Below are 21,667 nucleotides of genomic sequence, written 5' to 3' on the forward strand. Positions count from 1 at the left end.
GGGCCCTGCGCGCTGCGCCCCGGCGTTTGGGTCGCCGAGGTGAACGGGCTAGTACCGGACCCCTTTCTTGCTGTCAAGCGCAAGCCTTCGCCACTCATCCGTGCGATTGACGTGCCGCGCAGCGGATGCCATAAAAACCCTTCTTCTCAGGCGTACCCTTCCCGCCCGGTGTCCCTCCCCCCGGTAATGTCTACCTCCCCTTCAAAGACGTTGAGCCCGGCCGAGCTCGCGAAGCTCGAACACGCGTTCGCTTCAGATCCTTCGTCCGCCGCCTATAAGCCCTTGGCCGAAGCGTACCTGAGCATGGGTCGCTTCATGGAGGCGATGGTCGTCTGCAAGAAGGGCGTGAAGGCGCATCCGAACGCCGCGGACCCCCGCATCCTTCTGGCCCGTGTCTATGCCGACCAGGGCAAGGACAAGAAGGCCCTGGAAGAAGCGCTTGGCGCGCTCCAGGTCCAACCCGAGGACAAGGCCGCGCTGCGACTGGCCGGCGCCCTCCAGCTCAAGACGGGCGAAGCCGAGCCCGGCAAGGCGAACCTCCTCAAGGCGTACAGCGTGGATCCGGGAGACCCGGACACCGTCACGCTGCTCCAGCAGCACAAGATCGACCCGCCGCGCCCCGTCGCGCCCGCGCCGGTCGTCGCGCCGCCCGTGGTGACTCCGTCCGCCACGCAGCAGTCCGCGTCGGCCCTCGCGAGTGTCGCGGCCACGGAGGCCCAGGCGCCCACGCCGAAGCCCGCGTCGACGCCGCGTGCGCCCTCGGGGCCGTCCGCTCCGGTCCGCACCGAGGCGGCTCGCGCTCCCGCGCCTCAGCCCCGCCGCCCGCAGCCGGTGGTGGTGGAAGAGGTGGACGACGACGAGGACGACGACTCTCCTCGCGGTCGTGGACGTCAGGGGAACCGGCAGGAGGGTGGGGGACGCGGCAAGTGGGTGACGCTGGCGCTGGTCGGCGCGCTCGTCGTCTTCATCCCGGGTTACATGATGTACACCCGGCACACGCGCAACGTCGCCCGTGAGCTGAAGAAGCACATGGAGGTCGCCGCCGAGCTGCTCAAGCGCGACTCCTTCGACAGCTACAAGAAGGCGTGCGAGGCGGCCGACAAGGCGCTGGAGGTGAACTCCGACTCCGGTCTGGCCCATGGTTACCTGGCGTACGCCTACGCCATCCGCTGGGGTGAGCACGGCGGTGGTGACGACGCGCGCCGTCGCGCCGAGGAGCACCTGGCCGCGGGCATGAAGGCGGGCGACGTCAGCTCGCACCTCATCGCGGCCGAGGCGCTCGTCCAGACGTACGGGGGCAAGGGCAAGGACGCGCTGGGCAAGCTCGAGGAGAAGGTCCGGGCGCTGGACTCCCAGGGCCGCTCCAGCTCGCTGCTCTACCTGACGCTGGGCCTCATCCAGATGAACGCGGGCGACCTGGACCGCGCCCGGGACACCCTGGAGCGCGCGCAGACGCTGGCTCCGGACGACCCGCGCGTCTACTCCGGCCTGGGCGCCGCCTACCGCCGGCTGGGCCAGGACAACACCGCCTGGAAGAACTACGACCTGGCGCTGCGCTACGAGAAGGACCACCCCGAGTCGCTCCTGGGCCGCTCCCTGCTGATGCTGGAGCAGGACGAGCCCAACTTCGGCCTGGTGCAGTCCATGCTCAAGAAGCTGCTGGAGTCGGAGCCGCCGCCGTCGCCCCGTCAGCTCGCCGCCGCGCACCTGGCGCGCTCGCTGCTGGTCAGCCGCGTGTCCGCCGAACTGCAGGAGCTGAAGCCGGACGTGCAGCAGAAGCTGGTGGAGGCCACCGCGGTGCCGCTGGAGAAGGACAAGGCGCGCGCGGAGATGCTCAAGAGCGAGGAGACGGGCTTCTCGCTCGACAAGCAGAACCCGGAGCTGCACCTCATCAAGGGCCGCCGGCTGCTGGCCGAGGGCAACTTCGAGCTGGCCGCCGAGGAGATTCGCAAGGCCATCCGCGTGGACGCCTCGCGCGCCCAGTTCCACGTCGAACTGGCCAAGGCCCTCATGGGCAAGCAGGGCGGCGAAAAGGAAGCCGCCGAGGCGCTCCAGACGGCCCTCAAGACGATGGGCGACAGCCCCAAGCTGGTGGTCATGCTGGGCAACGCCCTGCGCCGCCAGGGCAAGCTGGATGACGCCCTGACGCAGTTCCAGCGCGCCGTGAAGGACCCGAAGGCGAAGAACCCGGAGGCCAGGCTGGCCATGGGCACCATCTACCGGGAGCGCTCCGACTGGCCCAAGGCGCAGGAGCAGCTGGAGAAGGCGAGCCAGGAGTTCGTCGGTCAGCCCGAGCGCTCGGCCGTGGCGCTCACCGAGCTGGCGCGCGTCTTCCAGGGCAAGGGCGACGCGGCGAAGGCGGACGAGACGTACCAGCGCGCGCTCAGCGCCGACGAGGCCTTCACGCCGGCGTACTACTACTACGCCACGCTGCTCTCGAAGGACGCCAAGCAGTCCCCGAAGGCGAAGATGCTGGCGCAGGAGTACCTCAAGCGCGAGCCGAGCGGTGAGCACGCCAACGCCGCTCGCTCCCTCTCCGGAGGGTGAGCGCGGTCCGGCCCCTGCGTGGGGGTCGGACAAGCGGGGCTGATGCGCGCGGCCAGCACGGCGCGCATCGTGCCCACGGGCCCGGGTTGATGAGACTCGAGCCTGGGGCTATGCCCCAGGTGTTTGCCTTCCCACGACTGTCAGGACACGAAGACGCGGGCCCGGTCCACCGAAGGGTGCCGGGCGAGCGGCCGTTCTCGGGCGCGCCGTCGCGGTGACGTGTCCTTGCCCACCCCCGGGTGGTGCTTGTATGGGAGGGCCGTCAACGCGTCGGCAGTGCCCCTGTCACGCCCTCCCCTGGAGTCCGCTTGAGCGCGCGTGCCGAGCCCATGTCGACGACCGCGTCCGACCTGATCTCCCTGATGAAGCCGAGGCTGTCGAGCCTCGTCCTCATCACCACGGCCGGCGGCATGTGGTTGGCGCCCGGCCACCTGGCCACGGGCGGTGCCCTGGTGACGCTGCTGGCCACGGCCGGCACGGTGGGCGCGGCCAACGCGCTCAACTGCTACTGGGAGCGCCACAGCGACCGGTTCATGGCGCGGACGCAGAACCGGCCGCTGCCCTCCGGGCGGATGGAGCCGGCGGTGGCGCTGTGGTTCGGCATCTCCCTGGCGGCGGTGTCCCTGCCGGCGCTCGCGCTGGGGGCCAACGTGCTGACGGCGGCGCTGGGCCTGCTGGCGCTGCTCAGCTACGTGCTGGCGTACACGCCGCTCAAGGCGCGCACCTCGGCGGCCATGCTGGTGGGCGCGGTGCCCGGCGCGCTGCCTCCACTGATGGGCTGGACGGCGGTGACGGACCGGCTGGACGCGGGCGGCTTCTCCCTCTTCGCCATCCTCTTCCTGTGGCAGATGCCGCACTTCATCGCCATCGCCCTGTTCCGCAAGGAGGAGTACGCGGCGGCGGGCCTCAAGTCGGTGCCCCTGGAGCGCGGGGATGAGTCGAGCCGCGCGCAGATTGTCCTCTACCTGGTGGCGCTGGTGCCGATGACGCTGTTGCCCTTCCAGCTCCACATCGCCGGCTCCTGGTACCTGGCGGCGGCGGTGGCGCTGGGCCTGAGCTTCCTGGGCCTGGGAGCGTGGGGGTTCTTCCGGCGACTCGGGAAGCCCTGGGCGCGGCAGGCGTTCTTCTTCTCGTTGATCTACCTTACCGGACTGTTCGCGGCGCTGAGCCTGGACCGCGTTCCCCGCGGCTAGCGCGGGGGTGCCGGCGGGACACACCGCCCATGCCTGATACCTCGGTTTCCACCCCTCCGGTTCCGCTGCTCCACCTCGAGGGGCTGACCCGACGTTTCAAGGACCGCGTCGCCGTGGACGGGCTGACCCTGTCCGTGCGGCCTGGCGAAATCCTGGGCCTGCTGGGCCCCAACGGGGCGGGCAAGTCCACCACCTTCCAGATTCTGGCGGGCCTCCTGGCCCCCGACTCGGGGCAGGTGCGCTTCGCGGGGCGGGAGCTGTCGCTGAGCGACCCGGCGCTGCGCCGGCAGATGGGCATCATCTTCCAGCGCGGCAGCCTGGATGACCTGCTGACGGCGCGGGAGAACCTGATGCTCGGGGCCCGGCTGTACGGGCTGACGGGCGAGCGGGCGCGCGAGCGGGTGGAGTCGATGCTGACGCTCATCGGCCTGGCGGACCGCGGGGATGAGCGGGTGGGCACGTGGTCCGGGGGCATGCGCCGCAGGCTGGAGCTGGCGCGAGCGCTGGTGCACCAGCCGCGCGTGGTGCTGATGGACGAGCCCACGCAGGGCCTGGACGAGGCGGCCTTCCGCACGTTCTGGGCGCACCTGAAGCGGCTGCGCGACGCGGAGGGCATCACCGTGCTGCTGACCACGCACCGGGCCGACGAAGCCGAGGTCTGCGACAGGCTGGCGGTGCTCGACGCGGGCAAGCTGGTGGCGTGTGACACTCCGGCCGCGCTGGCCTCGCGCATGGGCGGAGACATCCTCACGGTGGAGGCGGCCGAGCCCGAGACGCTGGCGCGCGAGGTGCGCGAGAAGCTGGGCGTGGACGCGAAGGTGGTGGAGGGGAAGGTGCAGGTGGAAGCGCGGCAGGGGCATGCGCTGGTGCCTCGGCTGGTGGAGGCCTTTCCAGCGGGCAGGTTGTCGTCCGTCTCGTTGCGCCGGCCCACGCTGGCGGACGTGTTCCTCCAGCTCACCGGGCGCGCGCTGGGCGCCGATGTGCCGGCCGCGGACCCCGCGCCGAGGAAACGCCGATGACCGCCGAACTCTCCACCGCGCGGCCCCCCGCCGTGACTGCTTCCGCCCCGGCTCCGTCCGTGCCTGGGACGCTCGCGTTGCAGTGGGCGACGGTGCGCGTGCTGATGGCGCGCGACGTGGTGCGCTTCTTCCGTCAGCCCAGCCGCGTCGTCGGCGCGCTGGCGCAGCCCATCCTGTTCTGGTTCGTCATCGGCTCGGGCTTCGCGGGCTCGTTCCGCGTCGAGGGCGCGCAGGGGCTGGGCTACCAGCAGTTCTTCTTTCCGGGCGTCGTCACCATGGTGCTGCTGTTCAGCGCCATCTTCGCGACGATTACCGTCATCGAGGACCGGCGTGAGGGCTTCCTCCAGGCGGTGCTCGCGGGGCCAGGCTCCCGGCTGGCGGTGGTGCTGGGCAAGGCGCTGGGCTCGTCGGCCATCGCGCTGATGCAGGCGTCGCTGTTCCTGCTGCTGGCGCCGCTTGCGGGTGTGAGCGCGGCCACCGTCAACCTGCCGCTGCTGTTCTCGGTGATGGTGCTGTCGGCGCTGGCGCTGACGGGGATGGGCATGTCGCTGGCGTGGTGGGTGCGCTCCAGCGCGGGCTACCACGCGGTGATGAGCATCGTCCTGCTGCCCATGTGGGTGCTGTCCGGGGCGATGTTCCCGCTCAAGGGCGCGGGGACGTGGCTGTCGTGGGTGATGGTGGTCAACCCCATGCGCTTCTCCGTGGAGGGCGTGCGTCGGGCGCTCTACGGCGCGGAGGCGTCGGTGGTGGTGGGCTCGCCCCTGTCCGGGACGGGGCTGGAGGTGCCGGTGCTGCTCGCGTTCGCGACGGTGTTCCTGGGATTGGCCGCGGTGAGCGTCAGCCGTCGCGAATAGCGCGGACGGGCCGTTGGACAGCTTCGCGTCCTTTGACTACGAGGGGACGCGGACGATGTACCGGTTCACCGAGGAGACTGCACGATGACGCTGCGCACGCTCGGCCTGTCGATGCTGGGAGCCGCGGGGCTGCTGGCCCTGCCCGCTTGCAAGAAGGAGGAGGCTCCGGCCACTCCACCACCCACCACCCAGGCGCCGCCCCCTTCGGCGGCCCGTGCGACGGAGCCTGGCGCCGAGCACGCGGCGTCGCCGATTCAGGCGCCCGAAGGCCAGGGGAACGAACAAGGAAAGGTCGTCGCGGGCAAGGGTGAGGTGAAGGGGAACGTCACTTTCACGGGCACGCCTCCCGTCGCTGCGGACCTGCCGCCGAACACCGACCCTGCTTGCGAGGGGCGAGGTTCGAAGGACGAGGCGGTGCTGGTGAAGGACGGCAAGCTCCAGAACGTGCTGGTGCGCGTGAAGGGGCCCGTGGCCGGGGCCCCCGCCGCGCCGAGTGCGCCGGTGGTGGTGGACCAGACGAAGTGCACCTATGTGCCTCGCGTCCAGGGCGCGGTGGCGGGGCAGTCGGTCGTCTTCAAGAACAGCGATGGCACGCTGCACAACGTGCGCGGCGTGGTGGGGACGAAGGCGGCCTTCAACGTCGCGCAGCCGCCCGCGGGGGCTCCGGTGCAGAAGCCCGTGCCTCCGGCGGATGACGTGCTGAAGCTCAAGTGCGACGTGCACCCGTGGATGACCGCGTTCGTGGTGAGCAACCCGAACCCGTACTTCGCCACGACGGGCGCGGATGGCGCCTTCGCGCTCCAGGGCCTGCCCGCGGGCACGTACACCGTGGAGGCGTGGCACGAGACGCTCGGGACGAAGACGACCGAGGTCACCGTGAAGGACGGTGCTCCGGCCGAGGTCTCCTTCGCGTTCTCCGCCGCGGACACTTCCGCGAAGAAGTAGGTCCGCGCTTGTTCCCGCGATGCGGGCCTGAGTCCGGGCCCGTGTCGCGAGCAGTCGGGCCCGCTTCTCCGAGCCCGCTCAAGCCGCCGGTCGCTCGATGGCGCCCGGGGGCCCCGCCTTCTTCACCGTGAAGCCCACGCGCGCGCCGCCGCCCTCGCGATTCTCCGCGAAAGTCTCTCCGCCGTGCGCCCGTGCAATGCGCTGCACCAGCGCGAGCCCCAGTCCCAGTGAGCCCGCCTCGCGCGCCTCGCCGCCCCGGTCCTTCCGGTAGAAGGGCTGGAAGATGCGCGTCTCCTCGCCCGGCTGGAGCCCAGGACCCCGGTCCTCGACGCAGAACGCGAGGTGCTCGCCTTGCTCCTGCACCCGCAGGCCCTCTACGCCACCGCCATGCCGCCGCGCATTGTCGAGCAGGTTGGCCAGCGCGCGCCCCAGCAGCGTCGCGTCTCCCACCAACCCCGCCTCCGGCGCATTCACGTCGAGCAACTCCAACGCGAGGCCCGCGCGCTCCAGCGCCTGGGTCGCGAGCATGCGTCCATCCAGCACCCGAGGCGTGAGCTGACCGAAGTCCAACCGCGAGCTGGCGAGCAACTCGCCCACCAACGCGTCCAGCTCGACCACCTCGCGGTCCACCTGGTCCAGCGTCTTGGGATTGCCGCCGCCGTCGCGCAGCAGCTCCGTCAGCACGCGCAGCCGCGCCAGGGGCGTGCGCAGCTCATGGGACACCGCCGCGAGCAGCTCCCGCTGGTCCGCCACCTGTTTCTCGATGCGCCCCGCCATGTGGTTGAAGGCGACGGCCAGCACGGTGAACTCCCCCGTCGCGTGCGGGAGGACTTCCGCGCGAGCGTTGAGCCGTCCCGCGCCCAGGGCCTCGGTGGCCTGCACCAGCGCATCCACGGGCTTGGCGAGCCTGCGCGCCATCTTCCCGGACGCCATCCAAAGCATGAGACACGCCGCGAGCAACGGCAGCATCACCTTCACCGGAGTCTTGCCGCGCGCGAGCCCGTTGCAGACACGCACCTGTCCCAGCGGTGTCTCCCCGCGCATGATGGGGAGGGCGAACTCCGTGTGCTGGCACAATCCTCCCGCCAGCACGAGCACCTGTCCGCTCGCGTCCTTCACCTCCACTTCGATGTCCAGGTCCTTGGCGAAGGACTGTGCCAGGGCGTCGCGCCGCGCGGGCTCGCTCCACACCTCCTCGAAGCGGTGGCTCGCGAAGTCCTTCAGCCGCATCATCTCCTGCTTCCACGTGTTGCCACCCACCAGGCTGAACACCGTGGCCACCACGACGCCCGTCATGAAGATGCTCAGGCCGAACCACAGGAACAGCCGCCGATGCAGGCGGGAGCGCACGAAGTGCCCGAGCCGGCTCATGCCCCAGTAGTGGTGCCGCCAGTGCGCGCGCTGCTGGCGCTTCCAGTGGTTCCGTGCGCGGCGGTGATGCGCCTCCCACCCTTCTCTCGAGAAGGGGCCTCGGCGGCGGTCCTTCGCCTCCTCGCCGTCGTCCTTGTCCGCCTGGGTCCACTGTCCCTCGGGTGGACACGCGCCTTCTCGCTCACCCTGCAACCACCGGGCGATGGCGTCCGCGTCGTCCGACTCCGGGCCGCCCCAGGGCTCACACGCGTCCTTCGGATTCCAGGGCCCTCGGCCTCGCTTGCCGTCGCGGCCAGCCATCAGAGTCCCTCTTTGGCGAAGACGTAGCCCACGCCGCGCACCGTCTTGATGAGTCGTGCGCCCACGTCGCCCAGCTTCTGGCGCAGATGCGAGATGTGCACGTCCACCGTGCGCTCTCCCACCACCGTGTCGCTGCGGCCGGCTTCACCCAGCAGCGCGTCACGGGGGATGACCCGCCCGGCCCGGCGCACCAGCGCCACCAGCAGGTCGAACTCCAGGCCGGTGAGGTCCACCAGCTTTCCTTCCGCGCGCACCTCGCGCCCGGCGACGTCGATGGACAGGCCTCCCGCCTCCAGTCGGTCCGCCACCGACGAGGGCTGCGAACGACGCAGCACCGCGCGCAGGCGGGCCAGCAACTCCCTGGGGCTGAAGGGCTTGGGCAGGTAGTCGTCCGCGCCCAGCTCCAGCCCCACCACGCGGTCCGTCTCATCGCCCTTCGCGGTGAGCATGACGACGGGGATGCGGCTCTTGGCGCGGATGCGCTTGCACACCTCCAGGCCGTCCATGCCCGGCATCATCACGTCCAGCAGCACCGCGTCGTAGGCGCTGGCCTCCAGCGCGGCGAGCCCCCGACCGCCGTCGGGGGCATGGGTGACGTTGACGCCGTTTTGCCCCAGGTACTGCGCGAGCAGTTCATAGAGGCGGGAATCGTCGTCGATGAGCAGGACACGAGTGGACATGGACGGAGTTGAGTCTAGCGCGGCCCTGGCGCGGGGGCCTGGGCCGTTGAGGGAGGCGGTGACTCGGACCGCGCGGAGGCGGCCGAGAGGGGCGTGGCTGAATGGGCCCTGGGCCCCCGAGAGCCCCAGCGCTCAGACCACTCGCCCGCCTGACAGTGGCGACGGTGGCGGGCGACGCTGGCGAAGCCGGAGGCATAACCTCCGAAGGTTCCCAAGGCGAGCAGGACGATGAGCAGGCGACGGCGCATGGCGGAGTTCCTCGTTCTTTTCCGGAGAGGGGAGACGACGGCTCACACCATCCGCTGGTCGTCGCCGCGCCAGCCGCCGCGCCCGCCGCAGTGACGCCCTTGCCAGCCAGGGCCTCCGCGCCAGCCATGACCCCAGCCGTGCTCCAGGATGTCCGCCAGCTCGCGCCGCTGGCGCGCATCCAGCGCCTCGTGCACCTGCGAGAGCGCGCCCTGCAGCGCGCGACGCGCGTTCTCCACCGCCACGTCGTGCCGGGCGAACAGCTCGCGCACCGCGGCGCCGTCGAAGTGCTCTCCGCGCAGCGCGGTGCCCAGGGCGGTGCGGCTGGGGCCCACCTCGTCGCGCAGCTTGTCGAAGGCCTCGGTCAGCTCCTCGGTGGCCTGGATGATGACCTTCTCCTGGCCGGGTGACGTCTCCATCCGCTCGAAGAGCCACCGCAGCCTCATCCGCCAGCCGAACCGGCTGCCGCGTCCGTGGGCGTGATGGCGCCAGCGACGACCGCCCCGCACCGTGTAGATGAGGCCCGCGAGGCACGCGGTCCCAAACAAGAATCCGAACATGGGTCCTGCTCCTTCAAATGAGGCGAACCCGAAGCGGGCGCGCCGGTGTTTGACGGACAGGAAGGTAGAAGGCGGGTGTGAAGGGCGCGCCGGAGCCGCATGAAGAAACGTGAAGCGATGCGGGCGTGGGCGGGATGAAGAAGCGAGTGTGGCCTGTTGACCTCCCGAGCGATTTTCAGCGTCTCGGATTGTCCTCTGCTCGACGACCGCCTGCCCGGCAGGCGGAGGTCCGGTGGACAAGGCAGACCGGGAGGTAGATTGTCGCGGCAGTGTCGGAGCGATGTCCGCCCCGCACGGGTGGTCCGGCTGGTCCCGGGTCACCGTCTAGCAGAAAGAAGAAGGTCACATGGCACTCGGTACTGTGAAGTGGTTCAACGACGCCAAGGGTTTCGGCTTCATCGCTCAAGAGGGCGGTGAGGACGTGTTCTGCCACCACACGGCCATCAACATGGATGGCTTCCGCACCCTCCAGGAGGGGCAGCGGGTGGAGTTCGAGGTGACGAAGGGCCCGAAGGGCCTGCAGGCCCAGAACGTTCGCGCCGCACCCTGATCGCGGCATTCCTGGCCACCCTTGAGTGAGCCCGAGGCCCGGTCTTCCCACAGGGAAGGCTGGGCCTTCGTCATGGGTGCGCCCTGGCCCGTCGGGCAGGCGAGCGCCGGTGCGGGCCCCGTCGAGCCTCGCCCCCTTCCTTACCTTCAGGGCTGAGCGCGGCGCATCCGCCGCCTGACGCCCGAGGGCGAAGGAGACCGAGGCATGGGGGATACCAGCGTGAAGAAGGTGGAGAGCCGTCACTCGCCCCGGGGAGACATGGGGCAGAAGTACCTGGCCTCCGGCGTGCGAGTGTCCATGCGGCTGTGGGAGGACGAGCCACCCGGCGAGCCCCGGCCCGCCGAGCCGCGCGACTACGAGACGGTGGGCTTCGTGCTGAAGGGCCGCGCGGAGCTGCACCTGGAGGGGCAGGTCATCCTGCTCAACCCCGGTGACTCGTGGCTCGTGCCGCGAGGCTCCAGTCACACGTACAAGATTCTGGAGACGTTCTCCGCGGTGGAAGCCACCAGTCCACCCGCGGCGGTGCACGGCCGTGACGAGGGCGCGCAGCAGGAGAAGAAGCCCGCGAAGGCCTGAGGGGGCTCGTGAGGCCGCGCACGGGCTCGCCGTCGAGGCGGCGAGCCCGGGTGTCCGTCAACCCCGAGGCGGGATGGGGGCTCGCGAGTGTCGCCCCCAGGCGACGAAGAGCGAGAGCCCCACGAGCAGGAAGTTGAAGGGGGTATTTGCTGCCTCACCCCTCGAGACATGGAAGAGGATGGCGGAGAGCTGGAGCGCGGCGCAGCCCAGCGCGGCGAGGACGGTGAGGCCTGGCTTGATTCGCGTGAGCGAGGGCAGGACGACGCCCAGCCCGCCGAGCAGGTCAACCACCGCCGTCGCATAGAGGAAGGCCGCGGGAACCTGTCCTGCCCACGGAATCATCGCGGCGAGCCCCGGGATGGGAGTCAGGAGCTTCCAGAGGCCCGTGCCGGCGAAGAGCAGCCCCAGGAGGGCCTGGACGACCCACAGGCTGAGGGGAAGGACTCTGGATGGCCTCGCGCTGTCACTGAAAGCGGTCGTCATGGCGTTCCCCGCCTATCTTCCATGCCCCTGGATGCCGGACAAGGAGGCACATTGAAGTCACTAGGGAACGGAAAGATGACCAGGCGCTTCGTCGACGACTGCGTCGCGACGCGTGAAATCCTGAGCCTCATCGGGGACAAGTGGAGCGTGATGGTCATCGTCAACCTGGGTGACGGCGCGGTGCGCTTCAGCGACCTCAAGCGGGCCATCGAGGGAATCTCCCAGCGCATGCTGACGCTCACGTTGCGGGGGCTCGAGTGCGACGGGCTCGTGTCGAGGACCGTCTTTCCGACGACTCCGCCGCGCGTGGACTACGAGCTCACACGGCTGGGACGAACGCTGCTGGAGCCGGTGACCGAGCTGGCCATCTGGGCGCAGCGGCACCGGCCGGAGATACAGCGAGCCCGCGAAGCCTTCCAGCGCGCTGCCAGCCCGAAGTGAGTGTGCTCCGCACGCGGATGCCACTGAATGCTGGAGCCGTGTCGAATACATCCCATCCATCATGCAGGGCGTGCCACGCGAAGCCCCACGGAGGAGGCGCGGCGCGGTGCTTCGCGAGATGACTCCGCGCGCCCGGCGAGCGTCTTGCGCCGGGCACGCGAGGTGAATCAGGGGCGCGGTCAGGGTGAAACCCCGATGCCCCTTTTTCCGCGCAACCCGAGACGTGTCAGGGCCGCACGTCGTCCGCGAGCCGACGCAAGGTGGAGGCCAGGTCCGCACGCAGGATGAGGACCTGTGCCCGGGTGTCCGGGAGTGCCTGGCCCGTGCGCGAGCCGGAGACGTCGATGGAGACTGGCGCGCTGGCGGACCGGGTGCCACACCGCAGCTCGAGCTGTCCTCGGAGTCCCAGCTGGAGGGAGCCATTCAACGGACGGGAGCCGCTGCCCCCATTGATGCTGAACCTGGAGGTGCAGCCGTCTTCAGGAGGAAGCGGGCACTCACCCTCGTTGACGGAGAAGGTGGTCTCACCCGTCATCGTCGCGCGGATGCCGGTGCCGCAGTTCATCTCGCCGAGGTGGAGCTGCACCCGACTGGGGCTTCTGGCGGGAGCCTCGATTCGGAAGACATCCAGGATGGAGGTGACGTCCGTCTGTCCATTCACGACGATGCTCATGGTCCCCGTGACGTCATACGTGCCCGCGACGTTGGGACGATGGTCGGGCTGGTTGTCGCCAGGACGCTCGACATGCCCCGGTTCCTCCAGGGATTCGGAATCACTCCCTCCACACGCACTGAGTGCCAGCAGGGCGACTGCCATCACGACACGTGAACACGGCATCTGGGTTCCCTTTCAGGGAAAGAAGCGCGGGGTACCCATACCGGCCATGTGGCCCCGCTCCCAGGAAACCCCAGACGTCCATTTTCTGCGCAACGTGGGGGCGGCCCTGTCGTCTGGGGGCGGCTGCGTAGTTGCCGAGGCCGCATTGGAGGCGGCTTCCCATGTGGAGCCCCGCGCTGGCGGCGCTGCCCTTGTAGAAGCGGATGGCAGAGACGACACCCTGGACCTGCGCACCCATGGCGGTGGGCACGGGGAGTTCGTCAACGCAGGCAGTGATGGCGCCCAGTGCTTTGAATTGCCTTTGCCTGGGAAACGAGGCTGACGCCGGCTCGCTCCAACTGCTAGAGCGGAGGCATGCGAATCGCTGTCTCCGGAGCTCATCGCGTAGGGAAGTCCACCCTCGTCGAAGAGCTGTCCGACCTCCTCCCGGACTACGTGACGGTGGATGAGCCGTACCATCAGCTGGAAGAAGAGGGGTACGAGTTCGCTGAGTCTCCTTCGGTCGAGGACTTCGAAGCGCAGCTCACGCGGTCCCTCGAGAACCTGGACGAGGGCGCTCGCGACGTGTTGTTCGACCGATGTCCGGTGGACTTCATCGGCTACCTGTTGGCCCACGAGGACAGCGACGCGTTCGACGTTGACGCGTGGCTCCCGCGCGTACGCGCGGCCCTCCAGAAGCTCGACTTGATCGTCTTCGTCGGGATTGAGCGACCGGACCGGGTTGCGCTCTCCGCCTCGGACGACAAGGCGCTTCGCCTGGCGGTCGACGAGAAGCTGAAGGAGCTCCTCCTCGATGGGGCCTACGCCTTCGAGGTGGAGGTGCTCGAGGTCGAGGGACCGGTGAGCGCGCGTGCGAAGCAGGTGCTCTCGCACCTGGCTGACGCGGCTCGGTGACGGGCCGGAGCGGAGACGTCGCGGCGCCTCCGCTCCAGGAGCCCCTCTGGACCTTGCTGCCTGTCAGGGGGCGTCACGCCTCCAGGACGCGGACGGGTTCCCCCTCGACGCTCCCCAGCCCGACCCGCACGCGCTGACGCATGCCATTGCCGCGAGGGACAAGTATAAGGACATATCAGTCCGTAAAGACAAGCTCGCGGGTAGGGATATAATTATCCAGCCGGAAAGCCTTATGTGTGTCCTGTCTCGTGGGAGGTTGTGCTCAATTTCCTGTCGGGATGTCTCCAGTGAGGAAAAATCCGTCAATCGTGATTTTTGAATATTCGTGGTTTTCCTGAGACAATGGATGAAGCCGGCTCCCACGGAGGGGTCGGTCCATCCGTCATCGTGGAGACATCATGAATCTGCTTCCGAAGTCCCTGTTCGCAGGCCTCGCTGCGCTCGTGTTGGCCCCGCTGTCTGCCTCGGCCTTGCCTCCGGATTGCTCGCAGGACCGCTGCAATGAGAACGAGCCGTGCTGGCTGGTCTGTGCGATTCCCTGGAGCATGCAGGTCGTCACCTGTGGGGAGTGGGTGACGGAGTGGGAGTACGGCACGTGTGGTGGTGCGGCCCGGGACACCGAGGAGGCTGAGCTGTCATCGTCGGAGTCCTCGCGTGACGACGCCGTGCTCTGCGCACCGCCGATGCTGGCGGGTCCGGCCGTGACGCGGTAACGCTGTTTCTGTCGGAGCAGTCGAGCCCACCCCCCGCATGCTGGCGAGGGGTGGGCTCTCGTCATCGACTCCAGTGTCTGACAAGTGCTTCATGAGTACCTGCCCGGTCCTGGCGTGCTGGACACGAGTATGGCTTGGTCTCGGTCGCGGTTCGGGAGGGTGTCGGAACGCCACCCTGACCGTATGAACATCCGGAGTGTGTCGTGCTCCGGCTCGACTCAGGGAATCTCCATGAAGATGAGCTCAGATGTGCGGTCGCGCCGTGCACGCAGGCTGTGGACAGTGGGGGCTGCCTGGCTGGGGCTGGCGGGGTGTGGTGATGCGTTGGACTCGCCCTCCGAGGAGGCCAGGACGCGGGTGCCTGTGCTGACCTACGAGGAGTTCCGCGCCCAGGCGTGGCGGGAGCCGGGCTCGGGCCTCTTCATCGTGGATGGAGACACGCCGGTCGAAGGGGAAGCGGCGCTCGCCGAGGTGTTCCAGGCCTACCTGCGTGGCACCGAAGGTGGCGGCGCCACCACGGTGGACAGCGCGCGCAGGCCGCTCATCGTCAATCGCGTGGGCAATGCGGACGACCGTTGGAGCTATACACGCCAGCGCAACATCCCCTACTGCGTGAGCACGGCCTTCGGCTCCAACTACGACACGGTGGTGTACGTCATGGCCGTGGCCGCGGATGCCTGGGAGCAGGTCAACGTGTTCTTCGAGCACCGGAGGGACCAGGACGGTGCCTGCAACGCCGCCAATGGCAACGTCGTCTTCGACGTGCGGCCCATCAGTGGCCAACCCTATCTGGCGCGCGCGTTCTTCCCTGGCTATGCCCGCGCCAACCGCAACGTGCTCATCGACTCCTCGTCCTTTGGCAACACCGCGCCGTGGACGCTGGCGGGCATCATGCGCCACGAATTGGGGCATACGCTGGGCTTCCGGCACGAGCACACCCGCCCCGAGGCGCGGACCTGCTTCGAGGACAACGCCTGGCGCTCGTTGACGGCCTATGACGCCGCCTCGGTGATGCACTATCCGCAGTGCAACGGCTCCAATCGGGGGGACCTGAACCTCACCGCCAATGACCTGGCCGGCGCTCGGGCCATCTATGGTCCGCAGGCGGAAGTCGACGTCGACGTCGCCTTCTATCTGAACAACCAGGGCGACCTGCTCAATGCCTACGGTGCGGCGGGCTGGGATGCCGCGAAGCAGCACTGGCTGGATTGGGGCATCAACGAGGGCCGCCGGAGCGCTGCCCACTTCGACGTCGCCTGGTATCTGTCCAGCAACCCCGACCTCGTGGCGGCGTACGGCCCCACGAACTACGCCTCGGCGCGAGGCCACTGGCTGAACTGGGGCATCAACGAGGGGCGCAGGGGCTCGCGTGAGTTCGACGTGAAGTACTACCTGGCCTATCACGCGGACCTGCAGGCCGCGTTCGGCACGAACTACGCCGCGGCGTTCAGCCACTGGCGCACCCAAGGACTCTTCGAGGGGCGCCGAGCCTCCGCGGACTTCGACGTGAAGTACTACCTCGCGAGCAACCCGGACCTCATCGCGGCCTTCGGGAACAGCAACTACGCGGCGGCGATGGACCACTGGATCTTCACCGGTCGGAACCAGGGGCGCCGCGGCGCTCCGTGACCCACGCGTGAAAGGGGAGGCAGGGAGTCATGTGGCTCCCTGCCATTTCCGAGGATTACTCCGGCGCGACGAAAGCCGTGGCGCGCGCGTCCCTTCGCCTGCGCCAGTAGAGGAACACGGGCACGCCCGCGCCGAGCAGCAGCGTGCCCTTGAGGGCGTTGAGCGGATTGGAGGCCGTGGAGCCCACCACGACGTAGAGCGCCGCCGCGATGAAGAGCAGGGGAGTGATGGGATGCCCTGGCACCCGGTACGACACGCGGGGCACCAGACCCTGTCGCTCCCGGGCCCGGTAGACGAAGAGCGTGGCGGCCGTGGCGCCGAAGACGAGCCAGTCGGCGAAGACGACATAGTCGAGCAGCTCGCCATACGTCCCGGTGCTCGTGAGGAGGATGGCCCAGACCGCCTGGAAGACGATGGCCGCCGAGGGCGTGTGGTAGCGCGGATGCAGCCGCGCCATCCACGGGAAGAACAGTCCATCCGCCGCCATCGCCTGGTAGACGCGGGGTGACACGAGGATGACGAGGTTGAGGAACCCGAAGGTGGAGAGCGCCACGCCCGCGGTGATGAAGGTGCGGCCCGTGGGTCCCAACAGCAGCCCGAGCGCGTCCGCCGCGGGAGCGTTGCTCGCCGCCAGTCCTTCGGCTCCGAGCGTGCGCAGATAGGTGAGGTTGGCGAGCAGGTACACCGTCACCACGCCGATGACGCCCCAGAGGAGCGCGCGGGGCAGGTTGCGCTCCGGATTCACCAGCTCCTCGGCCACGAAGTTGGTCTGCTGCCAACCGCCGTAGCTGAAGAGGACGGGGACGAGCGCGGCGCCGAGGGCCAGCACGATGGAGTCCGGTGGCGCCGGGGGCGTCGTGGTCCCCGACGAAGGGGTGGCCCCCGCGAGCAGCAGGCCCGCGCCCACGAGCACCGCGAGCGCCACCAGCTTGAGCACCGTGAAGACATTCTGCGTGAGCGCTCCGGGCCGCACGCCGAAGTAGTTGACCCCGGACAGCAGGATGATGGCGCCGACGGCGAGCGGGTACCGGTAGCCGTCAGCGAGGCCCGTCAGCGCCAGCGTGTAGTTGGCGAAGGTCACCGCCACCGCGGCGATGGCTCCGGTGGCGATCATCAGCAGCATTCCCCAGGCATTGAGGAAGGCGGGCAGCTCGCCGAAGGCATCGCGCAGGTAGACGTAGCTGCCGCCCGCCTTGGGGATGCGCTGGCCCAGCTCGCCGTAGATGAAGGCGCCGATGAGCGCCACCCCGCCGCCGAGCAGCCACGCCCCCAGCGTGAGGGCGGGGGTGTGCACGCGCTGGGCGACGATGGCGGGGTTGAGGAAGATGCCCGAGCCGATGATGCCGCCGATGACGAGCATCACCCCCGAGAACAGCCCCACTCGACGCGAATAGCCTCCGCCTGACGGGGCTCCAGCTGCCTGCTCGGGTGAAGGGCTCATGGCCCCCGAGCATAGACGGGAGGGTTTGGTGTCCGTTGAACTTCACGTCCTCGAACAGGGCCCACTCGCTTCTTCATCGCGGGCTGCGGGTTGGCTGCTGAACAGCGCGAAGCGTGTCGACACGGGGGAGAAATCCGATTCGAAGGGGGCCTGCGTACGGCCTCGGGAACGCAGTCCGTTGCCTCTCCTGGGGAGCCCATGACGCTTGTCGGTCAGCAGTCCAGATTCCTCGCCGCGGTCGCCACCGCGCTTCTTCTCACGGCCTGTGGTGACGACGATGACCCCACCCCGACTCCCGATGCGGGGATGGACGCCGGAACGGACGCCGGCTCGGATGCCGGGCCGAACCCGGTCATGGTGGGAGAGGTCATCGCGCTGACCGCATCCAATCAGCTCGTGTCCTTCAATCGCGCGACGCCCGACACCCTGGTGGGCTCCGTCGCCGTGACGGGCCTGAATCAGGGCGAGTCGCTGCTGGGCATCGACTACCGTCCCGCGGACTCGCAGCTGTATGCCCTCACCAGCGGGGGGCGAATCGTCACCCTGGCTCCAGACACGGGCGTCGCCACCGTGAAGTCCACGCTGTCCGCCATGACGGGAGACGACAACCCGTTCACGGGCCTCGTCGGCACCGACTTCGCCGTCGACTTCAATCCTGTGGCGGACCGCCTGCGCGTGGTGGGGGACAGCGGGCAGAACCTGCGCATCAACGTCGACACCGGCGCCACCACCACGGACGGCGCCATCAACGGCGGCAATACCGGTGCGCAGGTCTCCGGAGCGGCCTACACCAACTCCTTCGCGGAGACCGCCACCACCCGCCTCTTCGTGCTGGATGCGGCAACCGACACCGTCTACCTCCAGGACCCGCCGAACAACGGCACGCTCTCTTCTCCGGCGGCGTTGGGCGTGGATGCCTCGGCGGTGAATGGCTATGACATCGATGCGCGCACCAACGTCGGCTATGCGGCGCTGACGGTCGGCGGCACGCAGCGGCTGTACCGCATCAACCCGGCGAACACGACGACGGCGGCCACGGAGCTGGCGGCCATCGGCTCGACGGAGCCCATCAAGGGGTTGGCCCTGAAGCAGGAGGTGGGTGCCTCGGTCTACGGCCTCACCGTCGACAACCAGCTCGTGCGTGCCGCGGTCTCCGCGCCGAACACCCTGACCGCGACGGTGGCGGTGACGGGCGTGCCGTCGGGGGAGACGCTGCTCGGCATCGACCAGCGCCCGGCGGACCGGACGATGTATGCCCTGTCGTCCGCGGGGAAGCTCTACACGGTGAACACGCAGACGGGCGCGGTCACCGCGAAGTCCACCCTGGCCGCGGACCCCGCCGACCTCACGGACCCCTTCACCACCTTGTCGGGGGCTCAGTTCGTCATGGACTTCAACCCGGTGGCGGACCGTCTGCGCGTGGTGAGCAACACGGGGCAGAACCTGCGCATCAACGTGGACACGGGCGCGACGACCACGGACGGCGCCATCAACCGGACACCGGATGCCGTCGTCTTCGGCGCGGCGTATACGAACAGCGTGATGGGCGCGACGGCGACGACGTTGTTCGACCTGGAGCGCAACGGCAACGTGCTGACCCAGCAGGTGCCTCCCAACAATGGCACGCTGGTGAACGTGGGCGCGCTGGGCGTGACGTTCGTCGGCGCGACGGGGTTTGATATCGCTGGCGGTGACAACGGACTGCCGCTGGCGGCGGGCCGTACGGCGGCCAGTGGGCCCTACGTGCTGTACCAGGTGAATCTGCTGACCGGCGCCGCGACCTTCTTCCCGCGCACCGCGACGACGGCGGAGCAGGCGGCACTGGGTGGTACTTCTGGCCCGGAGCTGCGCGACATCGCCGTCGTGTACTGACGCGGGCGCGTGAAGGACGTGCCCGGAGAAACGGGGCCCGGGCTCAGGCGCCGGGCCCCGTATTCATCAGCCGTCGAGGCCGACGAAGAAGTGGAACGTGTCGTTCGTGGCGCTGCTGATTTCAGCGCGGTAGGCGAAGTTGCTGCCGCTCTTCCAGTACCAGTAGTACTGGCCAGGGCCGATGCCCTGAACGGCCTGCCCCTGGATGTTGATGACGATGAAGTTGTCGACCGAGCAGGCGGCGGTCCTGTGGTAGTCCACGCTGCTCGACTGCGCGTAGGCACCGTTGCGGTGGTTCAGGAGGCACTGCTTCCAGTCATAGCTGGCCGCGCAGAAGGTGTTGTGGAACCAGACCGGGTCGCATCCGGCGGAGGCACGCACCGCGCCGTCCTGGGCGCCGGGGCTGTAGTGGGTGCCGGCGCTCACGGGCGAGTCGATGACGAGCGGGACGACGGGGCTGCTGGCCGTGAGCTGCCTGGCGCGCTCCTGTGCGGCCACGAGCGCCTCGGGCGCCGCCTGCTCGCCGGTGAGCGCGCGCCAGGCGTCCACGGGGGACAGCTTGTCGACCTGCGCCGGCGGGTTGGGAGCGGTGCCGACTTCCATGACCATCAGCTCACCAGGGGCGCCCTCGAAGAACTGGACGACGTTGCCGTTGTCCCGCTCCACGCGGGCCAGCAGGCGGGCGGAAGAGGACTCGTCGGACGGAGTCTCGGCCACCGGCTCCGGGGTCTCCACACCGCAGCCCACCGCCGTGAACAGCACCACTCCCAGCACTGCATTCTTGAGCTTCATGAGCGACTCCATCGAGCAGCGTACCCAGACGCAGCTTCTGTTGAGAGGTGAGACGCGAGCGCTTCCTCCGGACTTCCGAGTGACTCGGTGGCTGGGTCAGCGTCGCGATAGAGCGAATTGCAACGCGAGGGCCAGCCGGCGAACACGGAGCCCTGAGAGGGGAGCGTGTGGCGCGGCGATGGCGGGACCTGCCGTGGGTTGCCGACCCTGGCAATCCTTGCCGGCTGGAGGTGCCGCGTCAGGCCGGGGAGGAGTGGAGACGGATAGGTGCGATGTGGCGCACCGTCACGCCCTCGGAAGGCTCAGGGGGCCTTCGTGTCGCTCACGGGCTTGGGCGGAGGCACCGACAACTCGGGGAGCTGGATGCCATCCGACCACATCAATGGCGCGCCTTTGCTCAGGCCCGGCTCCATGCGCTGGTTCGTGACGTGGGAGACGTCCGAGCGCGAGAGGAAGACGGAGGGCAAGAAGCTCGCGGGCACCTTGTGTGGCGTCAGCATGTCATGGGTCAGGAGCGTGCCTGGAGGCACATCCCGGGCCGCGGCGGCGATGACCACCGCGTCGGGGAAGGCTCCCTGGGCGATTCCCTTCTCGAAGTCGAGCTGCCTCGACACGGAGCCATCGGCCTTGATCCACTTCCAGGTCCCGTGAGGAAGGCCCTGGGAGAAGGTCGCGTGCAATTGCTCGTCTCGCTCACGGACCCGAATCTTCCAGAGCCCTTCCCGGCGCCCATTCATGAAGTCGCCCTGCGCGTCCGTCGTCCCATCGGGCTCCCGCGCGAGCAAGGGGCCGTGGGGTTTGCCATCCACGTAGGTCAGCTCGATGGTGGCCACGCCAGCCATCCACGACTTCCAGACGCCAGTGCGCTGACCATCGGCATAGGCGCCTTCCTGCTCGAGTTCGGGCTTCATCCGATGCCAGGCCCGTAGGGGGCCGTGGCGCCGACCATCGGGCTTCTCGCAGTAGGCGACCCAGCCCGGCATGAGGCTCCTCCACTGCGCTCCTCCAGGGACGCCGTCCACGCGCCGCGTGCCCTTGGGACAGACGAGCCCGGCGGCCTCGGCGGGACCCTTCGTCGCATAGCGGTTGCCCGCGTCCTCGAAGAGCCAGTCACACCGGGGCTCGCTGGCGTAGGGCGCCAGTCGCGGGTAGCGCAGCACGTCGCCCTTATCCAGTGTCTCCAGCAGCCGGGTTCCAACCACCGCGTCGATGGCGTCCTCGGAAACCCAGTAGCGGCTGGCGAACGTCGAAGGGACTGTGATGGAGGTCAGCATCTTCCGCTTGAGCACCGTGCCACCGAGCAGGGCTTCCGAGGTCACGAGGACGGTCTGCGTCTCGGCGGGCTTCACGGGGGCGCTCGGATAGGCGCGCCGCATCCGCTGGGCCGCCTGGATGCGGTCGCAGTAGGGCTGGTACGCGGTGGGATTGATATAGATGCTGCTGAAGTGGCCCCATTGGAGCGCCTCGCCCACGTCCAGCGGCTCGATGATGCGCTGGCCGATGACATAGGCCGCGCTGTCCTCGCGTACGAACGACTCGGGCGGAAGCTCCGGGGGAAAAGACTTTCGCTGGCCTACCATCTCATAGGTGAGCACGGTGCCCGCTGGCAGAGCACGCATGGCGACGACAACCTGTCGGTCGGCCTCGGCGAGAGCAGGGATGGCGAAGACACAGAGGAGAAGTGTGAGAAGCGCGCGCATGGGAGCGCCGTCACTCTACCCAG

The 21,667-nt window shown here is 69.0% G+C and carries 20 protein-coding genes; 12 read left to right on the forward strand and 8 right to left on the reverse strand.

Annotated elements, in window-relative coordinates; translation table 11 throughout:
• The first annotated feature begins 303 nt into the window (after positions 1 to 303).
• The 5 genes from ACN469_RS16745 (at position 304) to ACN469_RS16765 (ending at position 6,558) form a co-directional block, all read left to right on the forward strand.
• On the forward strand, positions 304 to 2,547 hold the full coding sequence (locus ACN469_RS16745) for a tetratricopeptide repeat protein (RefSeq protein WP_498769065.1): 2,244 nt from the start codon (positions 304 to 306) through the stop codon (positions 2,545 to 2,547).
• 308 nt (positions 2,548 to 2,855) lie between these two features.
• The gene (gene cyoE / locus ACN469_RS16750; RefSeq protein WP_498769067.1) at positions 2,856 to 3,740 is read left to right on the forward strand and encodes a heme o synthase; all 885 of its coding nucleotides are present in this window, start codon (positions 2,856 to 2,858) and stop codon (positions 3,738 to 3,740) included.
• Between the two features lie 29 nt (positions 3,741 to 3,769).
• Positions 3,770 to 4,759, forward strand: coding sequence for an ABC transporter ATP-binding protein (locus ACN469_RS16755; protein ID WP_498769069.1), 990 nt, complete (start codon positions 3,770 to 3,772; stop codon positions 4,757 to 4,759).
• Positions 4,756 to 5,613, forward strand: a complete 858-nt coding sequence (locus tag ACN469_RS16760) for an ABC transporter permease (RefSeq protein ID WP_498769071.1) — start codon at positions 4,756 to 4,758, stop codon at positions 5,611 to 5,613. The genes ACN469_RS16755 and ACN469_RS16760 overlap by 4 nt, the downstream gene beginning before the upstream one ends.
• An 84-nt stretch (positions 5,614 to 5,697) precedes the next feature.
• Positions 5,698 to 6,558 carry a carboxypeptidase regulatory-like domain-containing protein gene (locus ACN469_RS16765; protein WP_498769073.1) on the forward strand — a complete coding sequence of 287 codons (861 nt, stop codon included), beginning with the start codon at positions 5,698 to 5,700 and terminating at the stop codon, positions 6,556 to 6,558.
• 78 nt (positions 6,559 to 6,636) lie between these two features.
• On the opposite strand, the gene ACN469_RS16770 is transcribed toward ACN469_RS16765, so the two are convergent.
• From ACN469_RS16770 to ACN469_RS16780, 3 genes are all read right to left on the reverse strand, one after another.
• Positions 6,637 to 8,229, reverse strand: a complete 1,593-nt coding sequence (locus ACN469_RS16770) for a sensor histidine kinase (RefSeq protein WP_498769075.1) — start codon at positions 8,227 to 8,229, stop codon at positions 6,637 to 6,639.
• A complete protein-coding gene (locus tag ACN469_RS16775; RefSeq protein ID WP_498769077.1) occupies positions 8,229 to 8,909 on the reverse strand; it encodes a response regulator transcription factor in 681 nt (226 codons plus the stop codon). The genes ACN469_RS16770 and ACN469_RS16775 overlap by 1 nt, the downstream gene beginning before the upstream one ends.
• A 290-nt stretch (positions 8,910 to 9,199) precedes the next feature.
• Entirely contained in the window at positions 9,200 to 9,715 is a 516-nt protein-coding gene (locus ACN469_RS16780; protein ID WP_498769079.1) for a periplasmic heavy metal sensor, read from the reverse strand.
• Positions 9,716 to 10,061: 346 nt separating this feature from the next.
• Here ACN469_RS16780 and ACN469_RS16785 point away from each other — a divergent pair, with 346 nt between their 5' ends.
• Both ACN469_RS16785 and ACN469_RS16790 read left to right on the forward strand, forming a co-directional pair.
• Positions 10,062 to 10,265: a cold-shock protein gene (locus ACN469_RS16785; protein WP_498769081.1), complete on the forward strand. Its 204-nt coding sequence runs from the start codon at positions 10,062 to 10,064 to the stop codon at positions 10,263 to 10,265.
• A 204-nt stretch (positions 10,266 to 10,469) separates the two neighbouring features.
• Complete coding sequence (locus ACN469_RS16790; RefSeq protein ID WP_498769083.1) at positions 10,470 to 10,841, forward strand: cupin domain-containing protein; 372 nt, start codon at positions 10,470 to 10,472, stop codon at positions 10,839 to 10,841.
• A 57-nt stretch (positions 10,842 to 10,898) separates the two neighbouring features.
• On the opposite strand, the gene ACN469_RS16795 is transcribed toward ACN469_RS16790, so the two are convergent.
• On the reverse strand, positions 10,899 to 11,324 hold the full coding sequence (locus ACN469_RS16795) for a DoxX family protein (RefSeq protein ID WP_498769085.1): 426 nt from the start codon (positions 11,322 to 11,324) through the stop codon (positions 10,899 to 10,901).
• A gap of 75 nt (positions 11,325 to 11,399) precedes the next feature.
• On the opposite strand from ACN469_RS16795, the gene ACN469_RS16800 reads away from it, so the two are divergent.
• Positions 11,400 to 11,765, forward strand: coding sequence for a winged helix-turn-helix transcriptional regulator (locus tag ACN469_RS16800; RefSeq protein WP_498769087.1), 366 nt, complete (start codon positions 11,400 to 11,402; stop codon positions 11,763 to 11,765).
• A 226-nt stretch (positions 11,766 to 11,991) separates the two neighbouring features.
• Here the strand turns inward: ACN469_RS16800 and ACN469_RS16805 are convergent, their stop codons facing one another.
• Positions 11,992 to 12,582, reverse strand: coding sequence for a hypothetical protein (locus tag ACN469_RS16805; RefSeq protein ID WP_498769089.1), 591 nt, complete (start codon positions 12,580 to 12,582; stop codon positions 11,992 to 11,994).
• A 375-nt stretch (positions 12,583 to 12,957) separates the two neighbouring features.
• Between ACN469_RS16805 and ACN469_RS16810 the strand changes: the two genes are divergently transcribed.
• The 3 genes from ACN469_RS16810 to ACN469_RS16820 all read left to right on the forward strand — a co-directional run bounded on the left by ACN469_RS16810 (position 12,958) and on the right by ACN469_RS16820 (position 15,839).
• Entirely contained in the window at positions 12,958 to 13,497 is a 540-nt protein-coding gene (locus ACN469_RS16810; protein WP_498769091.1) for an AAA family ATPase, read from the forward strand.
• A 398-nt stretch (positions 13,498 to 13,895) separates the two neighbouring features.
• Positions 13,896 to 14,210 (forward strand): hypothetical protein, encoded by a 315-nt coding sequence (locus ACN469_RS16815; RefSeq protein ID WP_498769093.1) that lies wholly within the window; start codon positions 13,896 to 13,898, stop codon positions 14,208 to 14,210.
• Between the two features lie 231 nt (positions 14,211 to 14,441).
• The gene (locus ACN469_RS16820) at positions 14,442 to 15,839 is read left to right on the forward strand and encodes a zinc metalloprotease (RefSeq protein WP_498769094.1); all 1,398 of its coding nucleotides are present in this window, start codon (positions 14,442 to 14,444) and stop codon (positions 15,837 to 15,839) included.
• A 55-nt stretch (positions 15,840 to 15,894) separates the two neighbouring features.
• Here the strand turns inward: ACN469_RS16820 and ACN469_RS16825 are convergent, their stop codons facing one another.
• On the reverse strand, positions 15,895 to 17,220 hold the full coding sequence (locus ACN469_RS16825) for an APC family permease (protein ID WP_498769095.1): 1,326 nt from the start codon (positions 17,218 to 17,220) through the stop codon (positions 15,895 to 15,897).
• 258 nt (positions 17,221 to 17,478) lie between these two features.
• Between ACN469_RS16825 and ACN469_RS16830 the strand changes: the two genes are divergently transcribed.
• Entirely contained in the window at positions 17,479 to 19,152 is a 1,674-nt protein-coding gene (locus tag ACN469_RS16830) for a DUF4394 domain-containing protein (RefSeq protein WP_498769096.1), read from the forward strand.
• Between the two features lie 66 nt (positions 19,153 to 19,218).
• Here ACN469_RS16830 and ACN469_RS16835 read toward each other — a convergent pair whose 3' ends face one another.
• Both ACN469_RS16835 and ACN469_RS16840 read right to left on the reverse strand, forming a co-directional pair.
• Positions 19,219 to 19,944 carry a hypothetical protein gene (locus ACN469_RS16835; RefSeq protein WP_498769097.1) on the reverse strand — a complete coding sequence of 242 codons (726 nt, stop codon included), beginning with the start codon at positions 19,942 to 19,944 and terminating at the stop codon, positions 19,219 to 19,221.
• 302 nt (positions 19,945 to 20,246) lie between these two features.
• Positions 20,247 to 21,644, reverse strand: coding sequence for an SAF domain-containing protein (locus ACN469_RS16840; protein ID WP_498769099.1), 1,398 nt, complete (start codon positions 21,642 to 21,644; stop codon positions 20,247 to 20,249).
• Positions 21,645 to 21,667: the final 23 nt, after the last annotated feature.

Source organism: Corallococcus terminator (genome assembly GCF_049194865.1).
GTDB classification, from domain to species: domain Bacteria; phylum Myxococcota; class Myxococcia; order Myxococcales; family Myxococcaceae; genus Myxococcus; species Myxococcus terminator_A.